Origin of the sequence: Acinetobacter colistiniresistens, from assembly GCF_000413935.1 — a bacterium.
GTDB classification, from domain to species: domain Bacteria; phylum Pseudomonadota; class Gammaproteobacteria; order Pseudomonadales; family Moraxellaceae; genus Acinetobacter; species Acinetobacter colistiniresistens.
Genome location: NZ_KE340379.1, coordinates 330,643 through 350,602 on the forward strand (window position 1 = coordinate 330,643; position 19,960 = coordinate 350,602).

Here is a 19,960-nt window from a genome sequence, read left to right on the forward strand (position 1 = left end):
TTGGTTCATTATGTCTTTTTTGGGGACGCGCCGAAATAGGAATGTTTAAATATGGTGCATTTTTAAATGCAGACATTATAGTAGGCATAGGACAGGGAACCTAAAGCATTTTTTCTGCAAAGAATTTCAATGTTTTAGGTATGCTTTTAAATTGTTGGTATGATAATTGCTAATTATACATCAACAACTAACACGCACTTAACAAGTGCATAAAAACTTCATTGGAGCAAATGAGCATGGCGAACAAGGTCCTTCAACTCATCAAAGAAAGTGGCGCAAAATGGGTCGATTTTCGCTTTACTGATACTAAGGGTAAAGAGCAGCACGTAACTTACCCAGCTGATACCACTGATGAAGATACATTTGAAGACGGTAAAATGTTTGATGGTTCTTCAATTGCTGGTTGGAAAGGCATTGAAGCTTCTGACATGATCTTACGTCCAGATGCTGAAACAGGTTTTCTTGACCCGTTCTTTGCTGAGCCTACAGTTGTTGTGACTTGTGACGTCATCGAGCCTTCAACTGGTCAAGGTTACGAGCGTGACCCACGTTCGATTGCTCGTCGTGCTGAAGAATATTTAAAATCTACAGGTATCGGTGATACAGCATTCTTTGGTCCAGAACCAGAATTCTTTGTTTTTGACGAAGTAAAATGGGACATCGACATGTCTGGCGCGCGCCACACATTGATCGCTGAAGAAGCTGCTTGGTCTACAGGTAAAGACTACGAAGCAGGTAACTCAGGTCACCGTCCACGTGTTAAAGGTGGTTACTTCCCAGTTCCTCCAGTTGACTCTCATCAAGACATGCGTGCTGAAATGTGTGCACGTATCGAAGACATCATGGGCCCTGGTCGTGTAGAAGTACATCACCACGAAGTTGCATCTTGCCAATTAGAAATTGGTGTGAGCTTCAATACTTTAGTTCGTAAAGCGGACGAAGTTCAGCAGTTCAAATATGCAGTTTGGAACGTTGCTCACCAATATGGCAAAACAGCAACATTCATGCCTAAGCCAATGGTGGGTGATAACGGTTCTGGTATGCACGTTCACATGTCAATTTCTAAAGATGGCAAGAACTTGTTTGCTGGTGATGAATATGCTGGTTTATCAGAAATGGCATTATTCTTCATCGGTGGTGTAATCAAGCATGCGCGTGCGTTGAATGCGATTACCAACCCAGGTACAAACTCTTATAAGCGTTTGGTTCCACACTACGAAGCACCAATTATGCTTGCTTACTCAGCGCGTAACCGTTCTGCTTCTATCCGTATTCCTTACGTTTCTAGCCCTAAAGGTAAACGTATCGAAGCACGTTTCCCTGATCCATTAATGAACCCGTACTTAGGTTTTGCGGCATTGTTGATGGCTGGTCTTGATGGTATCCAAAACAAGATCCACCCAGGTGAAGCTGCTGACAAGAACTTGTATGATCTTCCTCCTGAAGAAGAAGCAAAAATCCCAACAGTTGCGCACAACTTGGAAATGGCGATTGCTGCACTTGAAGCGGATCATGAGTTCCTGTTGAAAGGTGGTGTATTCACTAAAGAAATGCTTGATGCATATATCGAACTTAAAACTGAAGATGTACGTCGCCTTAACACGACAACTCACCCAGTTGAATTTGATATGTATTACAGCCTGTAATATATCCAATTCCAAAAAGCTCGCTTCGGCGAGCTTTTTTTATGTTTTTGATTCAATTGAAAGTCATACGTTTTTCTTAAGAAATTCATGTACACTCATAGGGTCTGCTGGCACTTCACCTTGCGAGTTACAGCTCTCATTGCGACAGAGGACATTTTTTAGATGTTACAAGGCGGGTCGTATGAAATTTAGTGCTTCTAAATGAATACGGGCTAACGTAGTAACATCAAAAAATGACCCTGTCCCGAAGGGTTATGTCTAAAACTTCCCCAAACTTCGTTATGAAACTTGACAAGGGTATCGCCATTGTCTACGTTCCATGCCTTGTTTGTGTGGTTTTAGCCTATAACGCAATGCATGGCTGAAGTATCAGCAGACCCTAATGATGTTTTTAGTGAGCCAAGCATGCGAAATTTACGACCAAACAGAATTAAGGGGCGAGAGATCCCAGCTGAATTAAAAAAATGGTTGTATGCATCAGGTTCTCTCACTCAACAGTTAACTGATTTGGGTGAAGGGGAGTTTCATGTCGAACGCCTTAAAGAGCATTTCCAGCGACTCACTTTTAATGACAGCCAGTGGATGCAGATGCCGACACATCATATTGCCTGGGTACGTGAAACCAATTTATATGGCAGTGAAACAGAAGCTTGGGTTAAGGCAAAAAGTATCTTTCCAATTTTAAGCTTACATAAGAAAGCACGGATATTTAGACATATCCGCAATAAGCCTATTGGCTGGTTTTTATTTCAACGAACTATTCCTGCCTGTGAACGACGGGTGATTTATTTAGAAGAAGGTTGGACCAGACAAAGTTGTTATACTTGGCATGGGTGCAAATTTATTGTGCAAGAAACCTTTCTTCCCGCATTTGAACAGTTTATTCGACAGCATTGACTCTCAGGATTCATCATGGAAACAGTGCAACACACAACATGGCGGCAACGTTTAGAAGCATATTATTATTTATGCCGCTTTGATAAACCGATTGGTACAGAACTGGTTTTTTGGCCAACCATGTGGGCGTTATGGATTGCTGCGGGTGGTTTACCGCCGTTGCAGATTTTAATCGCCATGGTCTTAGGTACTATTTTTATGCGCGCGGCAGGTTGCGCGATTAATGACTTTGCCGATCGTAAAGTAGATGCGCATGTGGAACGAACTAAAACACGTCCATTAGCGACAGGCGTGATTCGTCCACGCGAAGCGGTTTATGTTTTTTTGGGTTTGGTTGCTGCTAGTGCCTGTACCTTGTTTTTTCTCCCTATTGCGACCTTTTATTGCGCTTTAGCGGGGTTGGTACTGGCGTTTATTTATCCCTTTATGAAACGCTATACTCACTTGCCACAAGTGGTTCTGGGTATGGCATTTTCATGGGGAATTCCAATGTCATTTACGGCAATGGGGAAACCTCTGGATTTAACCTGTTGGCTTTTATATTTCGGCAATTTGGCATGGACAGTGGCTTATGATACCCAGTATGCAATTACCGATCGTGAATATGATTTGAAGATTGGGGTGAAATCAACAGCGATTCTGTTTGGTCGTTATGATATCCAGATTATTGGTTTACTACAGATTCTAAGCTTACTGCTTATTGGTGGTGCTTTGTATCGGGAAAATTTATTACTTCCATTTGGATTGGTCGCATTGTTGATGGTTGCGGCAGACTTTGCCTATCAAGCTTTTAAAACCAAAGATCGGGATCCACAACTCTGTTTTTGGGCATTTCGGCATAATCGTTGGGTCGGGCTGATTATTTTTATTGGAATTTTTTTAGAACTCATATTTTAAATTGACTGAATAGTTGAAAAGTGTCCTATGCAGGGCACTTTTTTTGTGCATTAATAATGTGGCATGTAGTTTCATGCATTAAATAAAACAAGGACTAAAAGGATATTTTATGAAACGGTCTAAAATTGCATTAGCAATAACATTCTCTATTTCGGCTTTATTTTTAACAGCATGTAATGACAATGATGATAATTATACTGGGGTAGATTCGGATAAAACTTATCTGTCTGAAACAACTTATTCCAAGGATAAGGTCGATAATGCTGCATCGATCAAGATCATGACTTATAACATGGTGAATGTTCAAGGTCGTACTGCCAAAGCCACTGCCTTGGTGATGTTCCCTAAAATTGCCCAGCCGACGGATGGTTACCGAGTTGTTGTTTGGGAGCACGGTACAGTTGGTGTAGGGGATAGTTGTGCACCAAGTAATAATACTGTGAACCCGCGTTTTAAAATCCTTGCTGATACCCTATTAGCAGCGGGTTATGTGGTGATTGCACCAGATTATGAGGGCTTAGGTACACCTGGAATTCATCCTTATCTCAATTTAGGCAGTGAAGCGAAGTCTGCGATTGCGGCGGTCAAAGCAGCAAAGGATTACTATGGCGCAAAGTTAAACGGGCAATGGATGTCAATTGGTCAATCTCAAGGTGGCCATGCTTCACTAGGTACAGCCGAATTTGCAAATAATGATGCAAATTATAAAGGGGCTGTTGCTGGTGCACCTGCTTCTAGTCTTGGCTATATCATTTCTGTTGTTGCTCCTCAGGCGATTGCAAATATCCTTCAACAGGAACAAGCAGGCCTTGCACCAGTAGGTACTGCTGTTGAAGTCTATGCTGAGCTACTTGCTTATGCGGCTTATACCACGGTGGGTATTACCGCGTATGATCCTAAATTCAATTATCGGGAAATTTTCCAAGAACGTTCTCGCTCAATTGCTGAGTTTGCGGAAGGTACGACGGGTGAAAATGGTGTATGTTTAGACGATTTACATAATAAGTTCGCAGCTGATATTCGTGACTTTATCAGTAAGGACACCACGAAAACTGTTTTGGATTATCCTGGTTTAGCGGGTAACTTCCAAGAAAATCCAACTGTGAAAAAATTCCTAACAGACAATCAACCGGCCACCAAGAAAATAAACAGTCCAGTAATGATTATTCAAGGTACATTAGATATGGCAGTGCCTTATCCAGTGACGGATTCATTGCAAAAAGGATTAACGGCTTTAGGTACCAAAGTAACTTTCTTGCCAGTAGTGGGAGCAAGCCATACTCAGGCCATTGTGTGTAAAAATGCGAATGCTGTAGACTTCATCCAAACCAATATGTCGGCAGGTACAGGAATTGTACTGACTGATGCTCAGAAAGATGCAAGTAAGAGCCCGCATTGTACGGGTGTTGGCTTATAGGTCTGCATGGTTTTGATCTCTTAAAAAGAGCCTCTTTATAGAGGCTCTTTTTTGTTATATTGTTACGCATCTTGAAATTGATGTCGTTTGAGTTGGAAACAGCTATGAGCCAGCAACCTGTTGAAAAAAGATCTGTTCCTTGGTTATTGATGGGGTTGGGATTATTGATTCCAATTTTTATTGTGGGGATGGCTTTTCTTGCGGCAAGAAGTGATGCACAAACCAAGAAAAAATATGATCAGCAACATGCTGAAATCGCAAAAAAGTTTGAACAACAAAAACAAACTGAACCAACCACTCAGGCTGAATAATTCCTCTGAGGGCGATTTATTATCGAATATCCATCTGTAACTGTTTTACAGATGGAATTTGTGTATAGCGCTGTACCAAATAGCCTGCTTCTTGCAGCATCTGATCGCGTTTTTTATCTTCTAACTCCTTTCCGATATGGCTTGGGTCATCTAACTCAATAATCGCCAGCACATTCATTTCCTGATCCAAAACCACAAAGTCAGTTACTTTACGATTAAATTTACTACGGATCTTATAATGATCACTGGTAATCAACGCACTAAAGGCAACTTGTGCAAGTACATAGTGCTGTGGAAAGGCTTGTTGTAACCGGATAAACATTCGGGATTCGAATGAAGTAATGACAGGACGGGCAAAGAACTTTTGTTTTGGAAAAAAAGGGCGTAGGCAGCTAAACAGCAGTAAAGCTGTACTAATGAAGCCTATGGTAAGAAAGAGAAGATGGTTTGATTGAAACATATGCTTATCAAAGGGCGAATAAAAAAACCCACTCAATAAGAGTGGGTTTTTAGAATCTTGGCTCTCCCACCTGGGCTCGAACCAGGGACCTGCGGATTAACAGTCCGTCGCTCTACCGACTGAGCTATGGGAGAATCTGGAGCGAATTTTAGGGGGTAAATGAAAGTCCGTCAAGTAAAATGAGTATAAATAATAATCGCTTAACTAAAATATTAGGTATTAACGTGCAACTTGGTTACATTGCGCCAATTCAGGCGATTGGGCATTCCAGCTTGCACCTGCCGAGTTTTTATAATAACTAATCTTACCGATACGTAATACTAGGCTTTGACAGGAGTCTAGGGAGAGGGAGTTGCCCCAAGGACCAGACATGCTACATACACTACCATTACATTTCCAGACGACATTGGGTCCATTTTCAATGGGCACCGTCACGGTACCTTTATAAGAGGAACCTGCATACCAAGTGGTTTGGGCGGCCATTGCTGGACTGCATAGGAATATTAAACAGAATAGAAGCTTTTTCATTATGTGTTTTCCTTAACATTATCGTTAAGTTTTATTTTATAGTTAAAATAAGAGGGGAGGTTGAAATTTAAACGATACTCAACATGAAACGAACAGAATAATCGTAATTGTTGTTATAAACATATTTTATGCGGTTCAAATAAAAAAGCCTAGATCAATGATCTAGGCTTTTTAGAATCTTGGCTCTCCCACCTGGGCTCGAACCAGGGACCTGCGGATTAACAGTCCGTCGCTCTACCGACTGAGCTATGGGAGAATCTGAGTGCCATTATAGGCAGCTTTTAAAATTGGTCAAGATAAAAATGTCATGTTTCCTTCATTTTTGCATCGTATGCTTTTTATTTGCACAATTACGATAAAGTAGGAAAAATAACTTGAACTTTGAACAGGCTATTGCTAGATTCGAATTAGAAAGAACGTTTAGATATTCATCTAAACAGTGTGGATTTAACCCTACTTGCCAGCACTAAAATGGCTAAACTGGAGGTCGAAATGACTATTCTAAATATTCAGTCTATTTTTTCAAATTTTGCTTTTTATCAACAACACTATCTCGAAATTATTCAAGATCCTGTGCAGTATTACACGCTTGTTGAACATGCTTTGCTCAATACCTTTCCATTTAAACAGCAGGCCTTGTATTTGGGCGATTTGTTGCAATTATGGTTTGGCAATAAATGGAAAATTCAAACAGCTAAAGACCTCTTGATACAAAAGAGTGCTGCTAATATTGATGAACAAACACCTTTGTATTTGTTTCAGTTAGGTGGAGAGCTTTTTCTAGGCGCGAATACTGCGCTTGCTTGGTCTGTGGCAGAACAGAAGATTGTCTCAGTACAAGTAAAAAGCATTTGGCAATATGCAGTATTTAGCCATTTATGTATTCGACCAAAAAAGTTTCATGTGAATAAAGCAATTGCATAGGGCTATGGTGAAATAGCCCATATTTACCCTTTAGACCTATTTATGGGCGAATGATCATGCAGGTTGCGGTTGCATGGGCATAAAGCTTGCCATCTGCATCGACAATCTTGCCTTCAGAGATGCCTAAATTTTTACTGATATTAATGATGTTGCCTGTTGCAATTAACTTTTGATTTTTAGGGATAGGTCGGCACATTTTAATATTCAGGTCGATGGTCCCATAACCAACGCCTGCTTCTAAAAGTGTATGAACTGCACAACCTGTTACTGAGTCGAGTACTGTTGCAGCAAAACCGCCATGTACCCCCCCGAGAGGGTTGAGGTGACGTTGATCTGCTTGTACCTCAAATTTGATATAACCCTCAGCAACTTCAACAGGTTGCATAGGAATCGTTTCACTAATACTGGCCGGTGGAATTTGCCCTGCACACATTGCGGTTAGAAATTCTAGTCCGTTCATTTCTTTTGGGTGTTTCATCTTTTTTTCCTAAATAGTTCTAAAAAGGAACTTATGAATAACGTAGTCTTTCCACTCAAGTCTGTCAATACAGTTCATCGCTGAAGAGTAAGTTTTACAAATTATTGATTGCGCCATGTTTGCTTTGTTTTATGCTAACGATAATTCATCAATAACAATTTTGAATAACAGGTAGATTTATAATGAAAGGACAGTGTGTTTGTGGCGAAACCACATTTGAAGTTGAATTAAGCAATCATGATGTACATGCTTGCCACTGCTCAATCTGTCGTCGACAGACCAGTGGTGTGATTATGACCATTGATGTGAAACAGGGCAGTTTAAATTTTTTAAAACAAAACCATCTTTCTGTTTATAATTCATCGGCTTGGGGGGAGCGAGGTTTCTGTAATGCTTGTGGCACCAATTTATTTTGGCGGACTAAAGATCAGAATTATTGCAATATCAACGCCTTTGCATTGAATGATTCACCGCAAGATTTGAATCTTGATCTGGAAATCTATATTGACTGCAAACCTGAGTTTTATGCTTTTCAAAATTCGACCAAGAAAATGACTGAAGCTGAAGTGGTCGCGCTCTTTAGTGGTGAATCTGCTGAGTAAGATTCCGACTTTATATTAGACATAAAAAAGAAGCTTCATAGAGAAGCTTCTTTTTTTATTGCGGCAAAAATTATTTTGCAGCTTTTTCTGCTGCAATCGACGCAATGGCGGCATCAACGCCTTCAATTGAATCAGCTGCTTTTTTGATACGTGCTAAAGCATCAACTAAAACTTCGTCAGCAGTTGCATAAGAGATACGCATAAATCCACCTAAACCAAACGCATCACCCGGAACAACAGCAACACCAGTTTCTTCCAGTAACCATTCAGAGAATTCTGTGCAAGATTTTAAACCTTTGGCACGAATTAACGGGCGAATGTTTGCATAAGCATAGAACGCCCCATCAGCAGGTAAGCAAGAGATACCTTTGATGTCATTTAAGCCATTCACAACTAGATCATGACGGCGTTTGAACGCTTCAATCATTGGTTGTAAAACGTCTTGTGGACCATTCAATGCCGCTTCAGCCGCAACTTGTGAAATTGAAGTTGGGTTTGAAGTGGATTGAGACTGGATTTTTTTCATGGCGCCAATGATTTTTGCAGGGCCTGCTGCGTAACCAATACGCCAGCCTGTCATGGCATAGGCTTTAGAAACACCATTTAACACGATAGTACGGTCATATAAGTCTGGTGCAACTGTCGCGATGTTGTAGAACTCATCTTCCCAACGGATTGGTTCATACATGTCATCTGATGCAACAAAAACTTGCGGGTGACGACGTAACACTTCAGCCAAAGCTTCTAATTCAGCTTTGGTATAAATCATACCTGTTGGGTTAGACGGGCTGTTCAATACCACTAAACGTGTGTTTGGGGTAATTGCCGCTTCTAATTGTTCAGGTGTAATTTTGAAGCGTTGTTCTTCGCCACATTTCACGATGACTGGTGTACCTTCAGCGATGATCACCATATCTGGATAACTTACCCAGAATGGCGCAGGGATGATCACTTCATCACCTTTGTTTAACAAAGCAAGCGCTAAGTTAAAGAAGCTTTGTTTACCACCGCAAGACACCAAAATTTGGTTGGCTTGATAATCTAAATTATTATCGCGTTTGAGTTTCGCAATAATTGCTTTTTTTAAGCTTGGAGTGCCGTCTACCGCTGTATATTTGGTAAAGCCCTTATTAATTGCTTCAATTGCAGCATCTTTGATGTGTTGAGGGGTATCGAAGTCTGGTTCGCCTGCACCTAAACCAATTACGTTTTTACCCGCAGCTTTAAGCTCAGCAGCTTTGTTGGTGACTGCAAGTGTAGGGGACGGTTTGATAGCATTGACACGATCAGAGAGACGTACGTCCACGGCATTATTCCTTCTTATGGGATTAAAAAATAAAAAGCAGCTTATCTTAGCTTAAATAGCCTTCTTTGTGGCTGAAACTTGCCTGAATCGCATAAAAAGTTACTAAATTTTAAGCTTTAAAATCATTCTGTTTTTTTACATATTTTATTTTTATCAAAAGCACAAAAATCTATTACAATATGCGGTTAGAAATCTAGATTTCGAGAGAATTTCAATGACTACCCAACAACCTAAAGCCAAAAAGGCTTTGGTGAAATTGCCATTTCCTATGCCATCTGCTCAGGATGACTCTGAGGATGCCACCCATAATCAGGTTCGCCCAAAACCTGAGCAATATGCCGATCGCACGTGGATGCCGCCACGCGGTACACGTCGTTCGATGGGTAAGCGTTAAAAAAAAGCCAATCTGTTGATTGGCTTTTTTCTGCTCAATGCTGGCGGTTTAAAGGATGCTGTATCTGTAACTCGCCGCGCCAAAGCTTGAGAAAATCATATTCATCAATGTCATACAATTCCATTAAGGCAATGATTACACTAACAAAGGTCATGGCACCTTCTTCATTGTTATGGAAATTAAAAATCTTGCCATTGAGCTTGCCTAAAATATCATTAATTTCATGTTCACGACCGCGGCCATAACGATCACGTGGATAGAGTTCTTCATTCAATACCACCAGCGCAATGGCTTTTTCCGCTGGGTTTAGATTGGTCTGATCCAGTGCTTCTTCGAAAGACTCATAGCCATGATCAAAATAGAAAATCACCTCATCCGAAATAAAGGCATGAACTGCATCAGCAGTTAAGTCTGGAAATTGGGAAACCGCATCCTCTTCGATATAAGGGCGAAATGATTCGGGGAAAATCACATTGGAATGAATCCCTTTGAATAAAGGGGCAATTTCAGACACTTTATAACCTGCAATCCCACATCCTAGAGCTGTTAAGAAGTATTTCGTTTTTGGATGACTTTTGGCGTAGATCTTAAAATCGTCTATGTAGTGCTCGATTTGGGATAGGGGCATTTGTTGTAGATGTTCATTTAGGGTTGGGATCGCGAATGTTTGCCCAGCCCAACCACGGCCAACACCTTTCACTGCTGCAAAATGTTGGGCTGCGACGCGTGCTGCGCCACTGTCATGGATACCTGCTAAGTTACTGCCAAAAACAAAAACAGTGTCCTCAGGAAGTTCGGTTATTATTGTTTCATCATGGTATTGGTAAGCCATATTGTTATCATTGCAATAGAGTATAAGTTCATGTTGCAGTGGAAATACAATTAGGTCAAGTAGAGAAAGACATTATTCTTTACTCGACATATTGAGGTTTCGATTTTTGTAATTGTGCCTTGCTGAAATTAATTTTTGAGAAATTTTTGATTGTAAGGGGGTAAATAATTTATTTTGAATAAATAGACTTACAGGAATCAGAATAAATAAAAATAAAATTGCTGAGAAAGAATTTAAATTTTTAACTTCTTTTGCTAGGGGGATTATTTCTGATATGGTATCTGCGTTTATGAAACCAATAAACATTTTGTGTATAATAAAGTATATATTTAATAGCGGCAGATGTAACATATAAATGGAGAGAGATGCTTTCCCTAATCGCTGAAATAAAGAGGCTAACTGAAAGTTTGATATGGATGTATTAATAAAAAAGCATATCAGTGCTAGTTGTGTAAATAAAAACAAACCATTATGGGAAACTAAGAACCATTTTTCTGGAGAAGATTTAACTAAAATGGCCATAACTATAAAGCCAGATAAGCCAATTGCACCCAAAATGTATCTATATTTTTTTATTAAATTATTTTTATCTAAGTATATGAAATACAGTATTATTCCTGAGATAAACTCTGGTAACCTAAGAAGAGGATTTCTATGAATAAAACCGATTGTATCTGAAGAAAAATGCTGGCTGAAAGTAAAAAGGATAGGAATGGTTAAATAGATGATCCAGGTGCAAATTAGGATTAAAAAATAGTTTTTATATATTGATATTTTTTTTACTGAAATCTTAAAAAATAAATAAAAGAAGAATAGAGCTGAAATAGACCATGCTGCTCCATTTAGTGCTAAAAATCTAAAATCCCATGCCTGAATGAGAAAAATACTTTCTATTATATATGTGCTAAAGTCTCTTACGCTAAGATTTATTTTTTCATCTGAAATAATTCCTGGTAAGGTTTGTATCCCGAATTCCATAAAATTCGAGCTATTTTTTGATTGTGAAAAAATTATTATTAAAGTGAAAAATAAAGCAATGAGTAGTGTAAATATATGTATGGGATATAATGCAGATAGACGTTTAATTAAAAAATCTGTATTTGAAAATCTATTTTGAGTAATTTTAGTCTTATATACGTGGGTTAAGATAAAGCCGGAAAGTATAAAAAATAAACTTGTTCCATAAAATCCATTGTATTCTAGATTTTTAATGAAAGATTCAGTTAGTAATGGTTGAATATGATACATCACCATAATAATTGCTGTTATGAATCTTAATAAATCTAGTCCGATCAGTTTTTTCTGAAACATGGCGATTAAATTGGCTGTGTTTGCTTGGAATGTAACATTTTTGAAATATATCATATTTAAGTTTTTTTATCAAAAATAGCTGCTTTTTAGATTTGGGTGATTATTTAATTTTTTATTTGAAAAATTTTATTTTTAAATAAAATACAAATATATATTTTTACCAACAATTTTTTTTATTGATTGTATTTATTTTTTCTTGGTTTAAAATTGTCCTAATTTGATATTTATTTATGCATTTGATGTTTTGATTAGACTCTGATTTGCTTAAGTTGATAATGATTTTTATTTACTTTTATTTTGTGTTCTTATTATTTTTTGGTTCTTTGATTTTGTGCAATAGATGGATTTTTTTCGTATTAATAAGTCATTTTTGAAAGAGATTTCTCTTAATAAAGAGGGAGATTTCTCTCAACAAAAAAGTAATTATTTTGTATACTTTGCCTATATCTTTTTTTACGAGCATACGTGTGAGCGAAAACCAACCTTTTGAGTTAGTCACCAATTACCAACCGGCGGGAGATCAGCCTCAGGCGATTGAGAAATTGGTTAGTGGTATTAACCAAGGTTTTCGTAATCAATTGCTGCTCGGGGTAACGGGTTCTGGTAAGACCTATACCATGGCCAATGTGATTGCCCAAACGCAACGGCCAACCATTATTATGGCCCATAACAAAACACTTGCAGCGCAACTCTATGGAGAGTTTAAAGCCTTTTTCCCGAATAATGCGGTGGAGTATTTCGTCAGTTATTACGATTACTATCAGCCTGAGGCATACGTTCCATCTTCAGATACCTTTATTGAAAAAGATTCTGCGATCAACGATCACATCGATCAAATGCGTCTTTCGGCAACACGTGCTTTATTAGAACGTCGCGATGCCATTATTGTGGCATCGGTTTCGGCAATTTATGGTTTGGGTGATCCCAATGCCTATATGCAAATGCTTTTACATATTGTACAAGGCGATCGCGTCAGTCGTGATGAGATCATTCGTCGTTTGGTGGAGATGCAATATACCCGCAATGAACTGGAGTTCTTGCGCGGTACCTATCGTATTCGTGGTGAAATCATTGATATTTTCCCTGCTGAATCGGATAAAGATGCGATTCGGGTGGAATTGTTTGATGACGAAGTCGATTCGATTCGTTGGTTTGATCCGCTAACAGGAAAGTTGGTGCGTAAAGTGCCACGCGTAACCATCTATCCCAAAAGTCATTATGTGACGCCAAAAGATCATTTGACCCGTGCGATTGATACCATTAAAGATGAGTTGAAAGATCAGCTTAAATTTTTTAAAGAGCATGACAAATTATTGGAAGCGCAACGGATTGAACAGCGTACGCGTTATGATTTAGAGATGATGCAACAATTGGGCTATACCAATGGGATTGAAAACTACTCGCGTCACCTTTCAGGTCGGGGGGCAGGTGAAGCGCCGCCAACCTTATTTGATTATATTCCTGAAGATGCGTTGTTGATCATTGATGAATCGCATGTGACCGTTCCACAAATTGGAGCGATGTATAAGGGTGACCGTTCACGTAAAGAAAATTTGGTCAATTATGGTTTCCGCTTGCCGAGTGCTTTGGATAACCGCCCAATGAAATTTGAAGAATGGGAGCGGATTGTTCCGACTACTGTTTTTGTCAGTGCGACACCCGCCCATTATGAACTGGAAAAGTCAGAGCAAATTGTTGAGCAGGTGGTACGTCCAACGGGCTTGATTGATCCTGAAATTGAAGTACGTCCGGTGCTAACCCAAGTCGATGATGTGCTCTCTGAAATCAATATTCGTAAACAGCTGAATGAACGTGTGCTGGTCACCACATTGACCAAACGTATGGCCGAGGACTTAACTTCATACCTGAAAGAATATGGCATTAAAGTCGCTTATCTGCATTCGGATATTGATACCGTTGAGCGCGTGAAGATTATTCACGAATTACGGACAGGCGTACATGATGTGCTGGTCGGGATTAACTTGCTGCGTGAAGGGTTGGATATGCCAGAGGTTTCTCTAGTTGCCATTCTGGATGCGGATAAAGAAGGTTTCTTGCGTTCAGAACGCTCATTGATTCAGACTATTGGTCGTGCCGCACGTAATGTCAAAGGTAAAGCGATCTTATATGCCGATCGTATTACCGACTCAATGCGTAAGGCGATAGATGAAACAGATCGTCGTCGTAATAAACAAATTGAATTTAATGAATTACATGGTATTACGCCACGCAGTGCAGTGCGCCAAGCCATCAAGGAAATCGATACGGGTGAGGTACTCACTGATGATGAAATTGATGAAAAAGTTCTTGAGCAAGCACAAACTATCAGTGCAGATGAACAGCATCTTTTATCTGATCCAAAACTGTTTGCAAAACACATCAGCAAACTGGAAAAGGAAATGCTGAAAGCCTCGAAAGAGTTACAGTTTGAGCAAGCTGCAAGATTGCGTGATGAGATTGTTCGTCTCAAAGCGCATATGTTGCAGTCTTGATCTAGGTCGGGAATCTTGAAAAGGGATACATATCGCAACAGTTTTTGTTCACAAAGTAAGCTATTTTAAATTGCTAACTATATGACTATTGATAACAAATTACTGTTTTGAGGATGTCTCATGCCTTTTATTAAAAATTTCCCGAAAGCGAGTTGGCGCCTTGCAAAGATTGCGATTGGCGGGGCTGTTTTAACTGGGCTGGCTGTTGGAACGATTGCTTATGCACAGGCAAAGCCCTTGCCAACAGTTGACAAAGTAGAACTCGATAAATATTTGGGTGTTTGGTATGAAGTGGCGCGAAAACCGATGTTTTTTGAGCGGAAGTGTGCTTATAACGTCACTGCTACATACACCTTAAATGAAAATGGCAATATTGTTGTTGATAACAAATGTTATGACAGTGAAGGTAATTTACAGCAAAGTCTCGGAGAGGCTTTTGTTGATAATGCTCCCTTTAATACTAAATTACGTGTGAGCTTCTTGCCTGAAGTCGTGCGTTGGGTGCCTGTAATTCGTGGTGACTACTGGATTTTAAAACTCGATAATGACTATCAAACGGTTCTGGTAGGAGAACCGCGTCGTAAATATTTATGGGTACTTTCACGCATACCTAATCCCAAAAAAGAAGTGATTCATGAGTATTTAAATTATGCTCAATCATTGGGTTATGATATTGCGGATGTTATTTATCCTGAACATCATTAAATCAGTTATACTTGTTGAAAAACCATGCATGCATGGTTTTTTTTATTTTATATAGTGGATAAATCACGTACTTTTTAAAATATTCTTCAAGCAGAGGCTGAAAATGATAAAAGGAATTGCTTATTCAATTTTGGCTTCTGTCACTTTTGGCGTTCTCTATTTTTATAGTCAGTTCCTCGGTTCTTTGGATAGTGAGCAGACTTTTGGCTGGCGGATTATTGCCACAATTCCATTTCTGACCCTATTTATGTGGTTGAGTGGTGATCTGTCTCTGATCAAAACTGTGTTTAAACGGATTCTTGCCAATCCTCGCTTATTATTACTTTTATTGACCACTTCAGTACTCACTTCAGCTCAGCTCTGGCTATTTCTATGGGCCCCCATGCATGGGAGAGGACTGCAAGTTTCCTTGGGTTATTTTCTTTTACCCTTGGTTTTGGTGTTGGCAGGGAGTTTTTTATACGGGGAGAAGCTCTCCAGATTCCAGTATGTCGCAGTATTGCTAGCTGTGTTAGGGGTTGGGCATGAAATATGGCGTTTAGGCAGTATTGCTTGGGAAACGGTATTTGTTGCATTGGGTTATGCTGCTTACTTTATTTTGCGTAAGAAGATCCAAACCGATCACTTAGGTGGTTTTTGGTGGGATCTTATGTTGATTTTACCGATTGCGATTTTCTTTACTCAGTCCGGTGAGATGTCATATTTCAAATTCTTGGATCAACCGAGTTTGGTTTTTGTCGTGATCGGATTAGGTTTGTTAAGCGCGATTGGGTTGGGAAGCTATATTCTTGCCAGTCGCTACTTACCTTTAATTATTTTTGGCTTACTTGGCTATTTGGAACCCGTATTGTTAGCCTTGGTTTCGTTATTGCTTGAAGAGAAAATTGGCACTGATGAATGGTTGACGTATATCCCAATTTGGTTGGCCGTTTTGCTGCTCGTGATTGAGGGTGCGACACATCTATATCAACAAAGACGCCGCAAGCAACATTTGCAATTGAATTTGAAACAGTACCCGCAACGTTTGAGCGATGAGGATTAGATTGAGGTGAATCTAGTTTTTTAATTAAATCCCTTTAATCTTTGCATATAAATAATAGCTCAGGTTGATGGTCAGAAACATTAAAATACGCCCATATTCTCGGGGAAGACAGCCTATCTCACCATTGCAGTTGAAAAAGGGTTCACCAATCCAAGAAATAGGAAAATAAACGATATTTGTCAGCCCAAGCCCGATCATTCCAATAAGGCCCATAGAGATTTCACAGGCAAGGGGAATGCTAATAAGTAATAACCATGTTTTAAAATTCATTTGCTCTTCATGTTCTTGAATACTAGGCAAGACCAAGTTGATACGCTATTTTTATTTCAATAGCTTGTGTAGCAATTCCGGCTTTTAATCAGATTCGGTGGGCATTTTAAACTTAGAGGGTGATTTAGATCATACTCCGTTGAATGTTAAATTTTTTTATTAGTAAAATCACTGAATGCATAGAAGAAGTTTCAGCTATTTTGATGATTAAAGTCACTTTTTACCAAAATTCACAAAAATAATTATAGGTATTTTATGAATTTATAGTCAATTAGGACAAAATCTTAGCTCGTTTAGCGGCTTTTGATTCAATCTTGATGATAATTCTATTACAATAATGGCGTTTTAAAAATTCACGCCCAGTATATATAAATTAGAGGACGTAACTGTGAGCAAAGAAACAATCGTTGCCCTACATGCAGAACACCAAGGTCGTTGGAAAAACCGTGAAGAAATCGCGGAACGTATGATTACCCTGATCGGTCAATTATACCGTGAGAAAAATATTGTTGTTTCTGTTTACGGTCGTTCTTTAATTAACCGTTCAGTAATTCAAATTCTGAAGACACATCGTCGTACACGTATGCTTGATGTTGAACTTTCTGTGGTAAATACCTTCCCGATTTTGGAAGCGTTAATGAAAGTTGACAACATCGGTTCTGCTGAAGTTGATATCGGTAAACTTGCTGTTGAATATAAGAACCAAGGTGGCGATGTAGACGCTTTTGTTGCACAAGCGGTTGCTTCAATCAAAGGTAATGCTGCAACTGCTGCACCTAAAGATGTTGTCCTTTACGGTTTTGGTCGTATCGGTCGTATCTTGGCACGTTTAATCATCAGCCAATCAGGTTTGGGCCGTGGTTTAAGCTTGAAAGCAATTGTTGTACGTAAATCTTCTGACGGTGACTTGGCGAAACGTGCTTCTTTATTACGTCGCGACTCGATTCACGGTACTTTCGACGGGACGATTTCTGTTGATGAAGAAAATGAAGCAATCATTGCCAATGGTCAATTCATTAAAGTGATTTATGCATCAAGCCCAAGCGAAGTGGATTACACGGCTTACGGTATTGATAATGCATTGCTGATCGACAACACCGGTAAGTGGCGTGATGCTGAAGGCTTAAGCCAACACTTGAAATGTGCAGGCGTTGCACGTGTCGTATTGACTGCACCAAGTAAAGGCGAAATGAAAAACGTTGTATTTGGTGTGAACAACGGCGATATCTTGGATGAAGACAAGATCATCTCTGCTGCAAGCTGCACAACCAACGCAATTACACCTGTATTAAAAGTTTTAGATGACAAATACAAAGTATTAAATGGTCATGTTGAAACAGTTCACTCGTTCACAAACGACCAAAACTTGATTGATAACTACCATAAGGCAGACCGTCGTGGTCGTGCTGCAACATTGAACATGGTAATTACTGAAACTGGTGCTGCGAAAGCAGTTGCAAAAGCATTGCCAGGTCTTAAAGGTAAATTAACAGGTAACTCGGTCCGTGTACCGACTCCAAACGTTTCACTTGCAATCTTGAACTTGAACTTAGAGAAAGAAATTGATCGCGAAGAAGTGAACGAATACATTCGTCAAATCTCGATCAACTCGAAATTACAAGGTCAAATCGGTTATACCAACTCAACTGAAGTGGTATCAAGCGACTTTATCGGTTCACGTACTGCGGGTGTGTTTGATGCACAAGCAACTATCGCATCTGGTACACGCTTAACAGCTTATGTTTGGTACGATAACGAAGTTGGTTACAGCTGCCAAGTATTGCGCATTGCTGAACAAATGTGTGGCGTAAGCTATGCAAAAGTTCCTGCTGAAACAAATGCATAATTTGTTCGCAAAGCGATAATAAAAAAGCCCAGTTTTTAACTGGGCTTTTTTATTGACTGTACAGAATATATGCTGAATTAAACATAAAAATCGATAAGAATAGGGGAAAAGGGAAATAATTAATTAAGGAATCGTGCATTGTTGCAGTTCAGACGTTTGTTCGTGGTATTTGCTTTAATTGTGGTGGCCAACTTGTGCGGTGTGTATATCGCAATGTGGGTATTTAAGCATTTTAATATTTATATTCCATTGAAGAATCAAGACGTTGCAATTGACTTGCAAGAACCTTTACAGGTTCGGGTCAAAGTCAAAGATGCGCTCAATGTGGATGTGAATGGGCGTGTCAATGCCAAGATTCCAATTAATGAGCAACTGAATGTTCCACTCACTCAAACACTGACACCGCGGGTCTATTTCGATAATTTGGTGCCCATCAGTACCACGATCCCCGTTAAAGAAACCATTAAAGTGAATCAAAGCCTGCCGATTGATACCAAGGTTCAGGTTAAAATTCTAGGTCGGGATGTAACGTTGCCATTGAAAGGCTCAATTCCATTGCAACTGGATGTACCGATTGATATCCAAGTTCCCTTACAGCAAAAAGTCCATTTAAAATTCGATGCGCCTGTTCGTACAGAACTGAAAGAAAACTTGAACATTCCGTTGAAAGCGCAATTAAATGCCAATATTCCAATTCAAGGTAATTTAAATGTACCGATTACCTCTGAGCTCAATGCTACTGTCGATGTTAAAAATACCTTGCCGGTTAAAATTGCGCAGGGTGAGTTAAAAATTCCGTTATCCACCATGTATCTGGATCGTGTCAAAGCTCAGCCTGTCGAAGTGCCAGCTGCTCAACATGATTTAAAAGCAGGTGAGTAATGGATATCACCAAATCGCTTAAAAGCTTATTGATCAGTTTTGTGATCGTGACCACTTTGGTGGCGATTTTATTTTGGTTCTATTTGAATATTCAAGCGTCCTTGATTGTTTCTGCTCAGCAGGCAGATATTCGTTTGCCTGAGTCGTTGGGAACAAAAATTCAGGTGGGAGACCATTTAAGGGTCAAGTCTGAGGGGCAGTTGAATACAGTATTGGATATTGATCGAACCCTGCATTTGCCACTAAAAGGCAAGTATTTGGCGGATCTAAGTTTTGAGGTGGAAACACCGATTACGGTCGATATCAACTATGAAACCATGTTGAAAGTGGATGAAGTGGTGCCAATTGAAACAAATACGGATTTAATCTATCAAAATAAATTATTACCAAAATTTCCTTTGAGTTTGAATATTCCAGTGAAGTTGGATATTCCATTTCAACTGAAACGAACCTATACCGTTCCTGTAAAAATTGTTTTTGATGGGCCGGTTTATTTTGATTTTGATGAGTCAGTTGATTTAGCTGTGAAGCATCAATTTAAGCCAAGCTTTTATATGAATGATGCGATTAATATGAGCAATATCTCTTCTTTCGATGCGATCATGTATAACTCAGTTCAGCAGACTAAAGCGAATTTAGATATGCAAATGGAGTTGCCGTTGAAGAATGTAAGACCTTGAGATAGGTCAAGGTCGAATGATAAAGAGGAAGGGGGAGATG

21 protein-coding genes and 2 tRNA genes are annotated in these 19,960 nt (G+C 39.3%); 14 read left to right on the forward strand and 9 right to left on the reverse strand.

Going from position 1 to position 19,960, the window contains the following annotated elements:
* Positions 1-230: 230 nt before the first annotated feature.
* From glnA to F907_RS11880, 5 genes are all read left to right on the forward strand, one after another.
* Positions 231-1,646 carry a type I glutamate--ammonia ligase gene (glnA, locus tag F907_RS11900; RefSeq protein ID WP_171068369.1) on the forward strand — a complete coding sequence of 472 codons (1,416 nt, stop codon included), beginning with the start codon at positions 231-233 and terminating at the stop codon, positions 1,644-1,646.
* A gap of 405 nt (positions 1,647-2,051) precedes the next feature.
* On the forward strand, positions 2,052-2,543 hold the full coding sequence (locus F907_RS11895; protein ID WP_032861993.1) for a chorismate--pyruvate lyase family protein: 492 nt from the start codon (positions 2,052-2,054) through the stop codon (positions 2,541-2,543).
* Between the two features lie 15 nt (positions 2,544-2,558).
* Positions 2,559-3,440: a 4-hydroxybenzoate octaprenyltransferase gene (gene ubiA, locus F907_RS11890; RefSeq protein WP_016651772.1), complete on the forward strand. Its 882-nt coding sequence runs from the start codon at positions 2,559-2,561 to the stop codon at positions 3,438-3,440.
* A 109-nt stretch (positions 3,441-3,549) separates the two neighbouring features.
* The gene (locus F907_RS11885) at positions 3,550-4,857 is read left to right on the forward strand and encodes an alpha/beta hydrolase (RefSeq protein ID WP_016651773.1); all 1,308 of its coding nucleotides are present in this window, start codon (positions 3,550-3,552) and stop codon (positions 4,855-4,857) included.
* A 104-nt stretch (positions 4,858-4,961) separates the two neighbouring features.
* Positions 4,962-5,168 carry a hypothetical protein gene (locus tag F907_RS11880; RefSeq protein ID WP_016651774.1) on the forward strand — a complete coding sequence of 69 codons (207 nt, stop codon included), beginning with the start codon at positions 4,962-4,964 and terminating at the stop codon, positions 5,166-5,168.
* 19 nt (positions 5,169-5,187) lie between these two features.
* Here the strand turns inward: F907_RS11880 and F907_RS0117950 are convergent, their stop codons facing one another.
* From F907_RS0117950 to F907_RS11865, 4 genes are all read right to left on the reverse strand, one after another.
* The gene (locus F907_RS0117950; RefSeq protein WP_032861994.1) at positions 5,188-5,628 is read right to left on the reverse strand and encodes a DUF2726 domain-containing protein; all 441 of its coding nucleotides are present in this window, start codon (positions 5,626-5,628) and stop codon (positions 5,188-5,190) included.
* A gap of 58 nt (positions 5,629-5,686) precedes the next feature.
* Positions 5,687-5,762, reverse strand: a tRNA-Asn gene (locus tag F907_RS11875).
* 85 nt (positions 5,763-5,847) lie between these two features.
* The gene (locus F907_RS11870; protein WP_016651776.1) at positions 5,848-6,156 is read right to left on the reverse strand and encodes a DUF8200 family protein; all 309 of its coding nucleotides are present in this window, start codon (positions 6,154-6,156) and stop codon (positions 5,848-5,850) included.
* Positions 6,157-6,336: 180 nt separating this feature from the next.
* Positions 6,337-6,412, reverse strand: a tRNA-Asn gene (locus F907_RS11865).
* A 236-nt stretch (positions 6,413-6,648) separates the two neighbouring features.
* On the opposite strand from F907_RS11865, the gene F907_RS11860 reads away from it, so the two are divergent.
* Positions 6,649-7,080: a hypothetical protein gene (locus tag F907_RS11860; protein ID WP_016651777.1), complete on the forward strand. Its 432-nt coding sequence runs from the start codon at positions 6,649-6,651 to the stop codon at positions 7,078-7,080.
* A 40-nt stretch (positions 7,081-7,120) separates the two neighbouring features.
* On the opposite strand, the gene F907_RS11855 is transcribed toward F907_RS11860, so the two are convergent.
* A complete protein-coding gene (locus F907_RS11855) occupies positions 7,121-7,558 on the reverse strand; it encodes a PaaI family thioesterase (RefSeq protein ID WP_016651778.1) in 438 nt (145 codons plus the stop codon).
* A gap of 182 nt (positions 7,559-7,740) precedes the next feature.
* Here F907_RS11855 and F907_RS11850 point away from each other — a divergent pair, with 182 nt between their 5' ends.
* Positions 7,741-8,160, forward strand: coding sequence for a GFA family protein (locus tag F907_RS11850; RefSeq protein ID WP_016651779.1), 420 nt, complete (start codon positions 7,741-7,743; stop codon positions 8,158-8,160).
* A 70-nt stretch (positions 8,161-8,230) separates the two neighbouring features.
* Here the strand turns inward: F907_RS11850 and F907_RS11845 are convergent, their stop codons facing one another.
* Positions 8,231-9,466 carry a pyridoxal phosphate-dependent aminotransferase gene (locus F907_RS11845; protein ID WP_016651780.1) on the reverse strand — a complete coding sequence of 412 codons (1,236 nt, stop codon included), beginning with the start codon at positions 9,464-9,466 and terminating at the stop codon, positions 8,231-8,233.
* A 214-nt stretch (positions 9,467-9,680) separates the two neighbouring features.
* Here F907_RS11845 and F907_RS11840 point away from each other — a divergent pair, with 214 nt between their 5' ends.
* Positions 9,681-9,860 carry a hypothetical protein gene (locus tag F907_RS11840; protein WP_005272213.1) on the forward strand — a complete coding sequence of 60 codons (180 nt, stop codon included), beginning with the start codon at positions 9,681-9,683 and terminating at the stop codon, positions 9,858-9,860.
* A gap of 34 nt (positions 9,861-9,894) precedes the next feature.
* Here the strand turns inward: F907_RS11840 and F907_RS11835 are convergent, their stop codons facing one another.
* Positions 9,895-10,692 carry an A1S_2505 family phage non-structural protein gene (locus F907_RS11835; RefSeq protein WP_016651781.1) on the reverse strand — a complete coding sequence of 266 codons (798 nt, stop codon included), beginning with the start codon at positions 10,690-10,692 and terminating at the stop codon, positions 9,895-9,897.
* A 72-nt stretch (positions 10,693-10,764) separates the two neighbouring features.
* On the reverse strand, positions 10,765-11,946 hold the full coding sequence (locus tag F907_RS11830; protein WP_265596785.1) for an acyltransferase family protein: 1,182 nt from the start codon (positions 11,944-11,946) through the stop codon (positions 10,765-10,767).
* Between the two features lie 524 nt (positions 11,947-12,470).
* On the opposite strand from F907_RS11830, the gene uvrB reads away from it, so the two are divergent.
* The 3 genes from uvrB (at position 12,471) to rarD (ending at position 16,242) form a co-directional block, all read left to right on the forward strand.
* Positions 12,471-14,495 (forward strand): excinuclease ABC subunit UvrB, encoded by a 2,025-nt coding sequence (gene uvrB / locus F907_RS11825; protein ID WP_016651783.1) that lies wholly within the window; start codon positions 12,471-12,473, stop codon positions 14,493-14,495.
* A 120-nt stretch (positions 14,496-14,615) separates the two neighbouring features.
* Positions 14,616-15,200 carry a lipocalin family protein gene (locus tag F907_RS11820; protein WP_005243233.1) on the forward strand — a complete coding sequence of 195 codons (585 nt, stop codon included), beginning with the start codon at positions 14,616-14,618 and terminating at the stop codon, positions 15,198-15,200.
* A 103-nt stretch (positions 15,201-15,303) separates the two neighbouring features.
* Positions 15,304-16,242, forward strand: coding sequence for an EamA family transporter RarD (rarD, locus tag F907_RS11815; protein WP_016651784.1), 939 nt, complete (start codon positions 15,304-15,306; stop codon positions 16,240-16,242).
* Between the two features lie 24 nt (positions 16,243-16,266).
* On the opposite strand, the gene F907_RS0117955 is transcribed toward rarD, so the two are convergent.
* On the reverse strand, positions 16,267-16,512 hold the full coding sequence (locus F907_RS0117955) for a hypothetical protein (RefSeq protein ID WP_010590098.1): 246 nt from the start codon (positions 16,510-16,512) through the stop codon (positions 16,267-16,269).
* 388 nt (positions 16,513-16,900) lie between these two features.
* Here F907_RS0117955 and F907_RS11810 point away from each other — a divergent pair, with 388 nt between their 5' ends.
* From F907_RS11810 to F907_RS11800, 3 genes are all read left to right on the forward strand, one after another.
* The gene (locus F907_RS11810; RefSeq protein WP_005272197.1) at positions 16,901-18,358 is read left to right on the forward strand and encodes a glyceraldehyde-3-phosphate dehydrogenase; all 1,458 of its coding nucleotides are present in this window, start codon (positions 16,901-16,903) and stop codon (positions 18,356-18,358) included.
* A gap of 138 nt (positions 18,359-18,496) precedes the next feature.
* Entirely contained in the window at positions 18,497-19,240 is a 744-nt protein-coding gene (locus tag F907_RS11805) for a hypothetical protein (protein WP_016651785.1), read from the forward strand.
* The gene (locus tag F907_RS11800; RefSeq protein WP_016651786.1) at positions 19,240-19,920 is read left to right on the forward strand and encodes a hypothetical protein; all 681 of its coding nucleotides are present in this window, start codon (positions 19,240-19,242) and stop codon (positions 19,918-19,920) included. Before F907_RS11805 ends, F907_RS11800 begins: the two co-directional genes overlap by 1 nt.
* Positions 19,921-19,960: the final 40 nt, after the last annotated feature.

Excerpts from the sequence above, each read along its gene's own strand:
- F907_RS0117950 (WP_032861994.1), bottom strand. The coding sequence starts at position 5,628 with ATGTTTCAATCAAACCATCTTCTCTTTCTTACCATAGGCTTCATTAGT.
- rarD (WP_016651784.1), top strand. The coding sequence starts at position 15,304 with ATGATAAAAGGAATTGCTTATTCAATTTTGGCTTCTGTCACTTTTGGC.
- ubiA (WP_016651772.1), top strand. The coding sequence starts at position 2,559 with ATGGAAACAGTGCAACACACAACATGGCGGCAACGTTTAGAAGCATAT.
- F907_RS11895 (WP_032861993.1), top strand. The coding sequence starts at position 2,052 with ATGCGAAATTTACGACCAAACAGAATTAAGGGGCGAGAGATCCCAGCT.
- F907_RS11850 (WP_016651779.1), top strand. The coding sequence starts at position 7,741 with ATGAAAGGACAGTGTGTTTGTGGCGAAACCACATTTGAAGTTGAATTA.
- F907_RS11840 (WP_005272213.1), top strand. The coding sequence starts at position 9,681 with ATGACTACCCAACAACCTAAAGCCAAAAAGGCTTTGGTGAAATTGCCA.
- F907_RS11820 (WP_005243233.1), top strand. The coding sequence starts at position 14,616 with ATGCCTTTTATTAAAAATTTCCCGAAAGCGAGTTGGCGCCTTGCAAAG.
- F907_RS11860 (WP_016651777.1), top strand. The coding sequence starts at position 6,649 with ATGACTATTCTAAATATTCAGTCTATTTTTTCAAATTTTGCTTTTTAT.
- F907_RS0117955 (WP_010590098.1), bottom strand. The coding sequence starts at position 16,512 with ATGAATTTTAAAACATGGTTATTACTTATTAGCATTCCCCTTGCCTGT.
- F907_RS11880 (WP_016651774.1), top strand. The coding sequence starts at position 4,962 with ATGAGCCAGCAACCTGTTGAAAAAAGATCTGTTCCTTGGTTATTGATG.
- F907_RS11855 (WP_016651778.1), bottom strand. The coding sequence starts at position 7,558 with ATGAAACACCCAAAAGAAATGAACGGACTAGAATTTCTAACCGCAATG.
- glnA (WP_171068369.1), top strand. The coding sequence starts at position 231 with ATGAGCATGGCGAACAAGGTCCTTCAACTCATCAAAGAAAGTGGCGCA.
- F907_RS11870 (WP_016651776.1), bottom strand. The coding sequence starts at position 6,156 with ATGAAAAAGCTTCTATTCTGTTTAATATTCCTATGCAGTCCAGCAATG.
- F907_RS11800 (WP_016651786.1), top strand. The coding sequence starts at position 19,240 with ATGGATATCACCAAATCGCTTAAAAGCTTATTGATCAGTTTTGTGATC.
- F907_RS11885 (WP_016651773.1), top strand. The coding sequence starts at position 3,550 with ATGAAACGGTCTAAAATTGCATTAGCAATAACATTCTCTATTTCGGCT.
- F907_RS11830 (WP_265596785.1), bottom strand. The coding sequence starts at position 11,946 with ATGGTGATGTATCATATTCAACCATTACTAACTGAATCTTTCATTAAA.
- F907_RS11835 (WP_016651781.1), bottom strand. The coding sequence starts at position 10,692 with ATGGCTTACCAATACCATGATGAAACAATAATAACCGAACTTCCTGAG.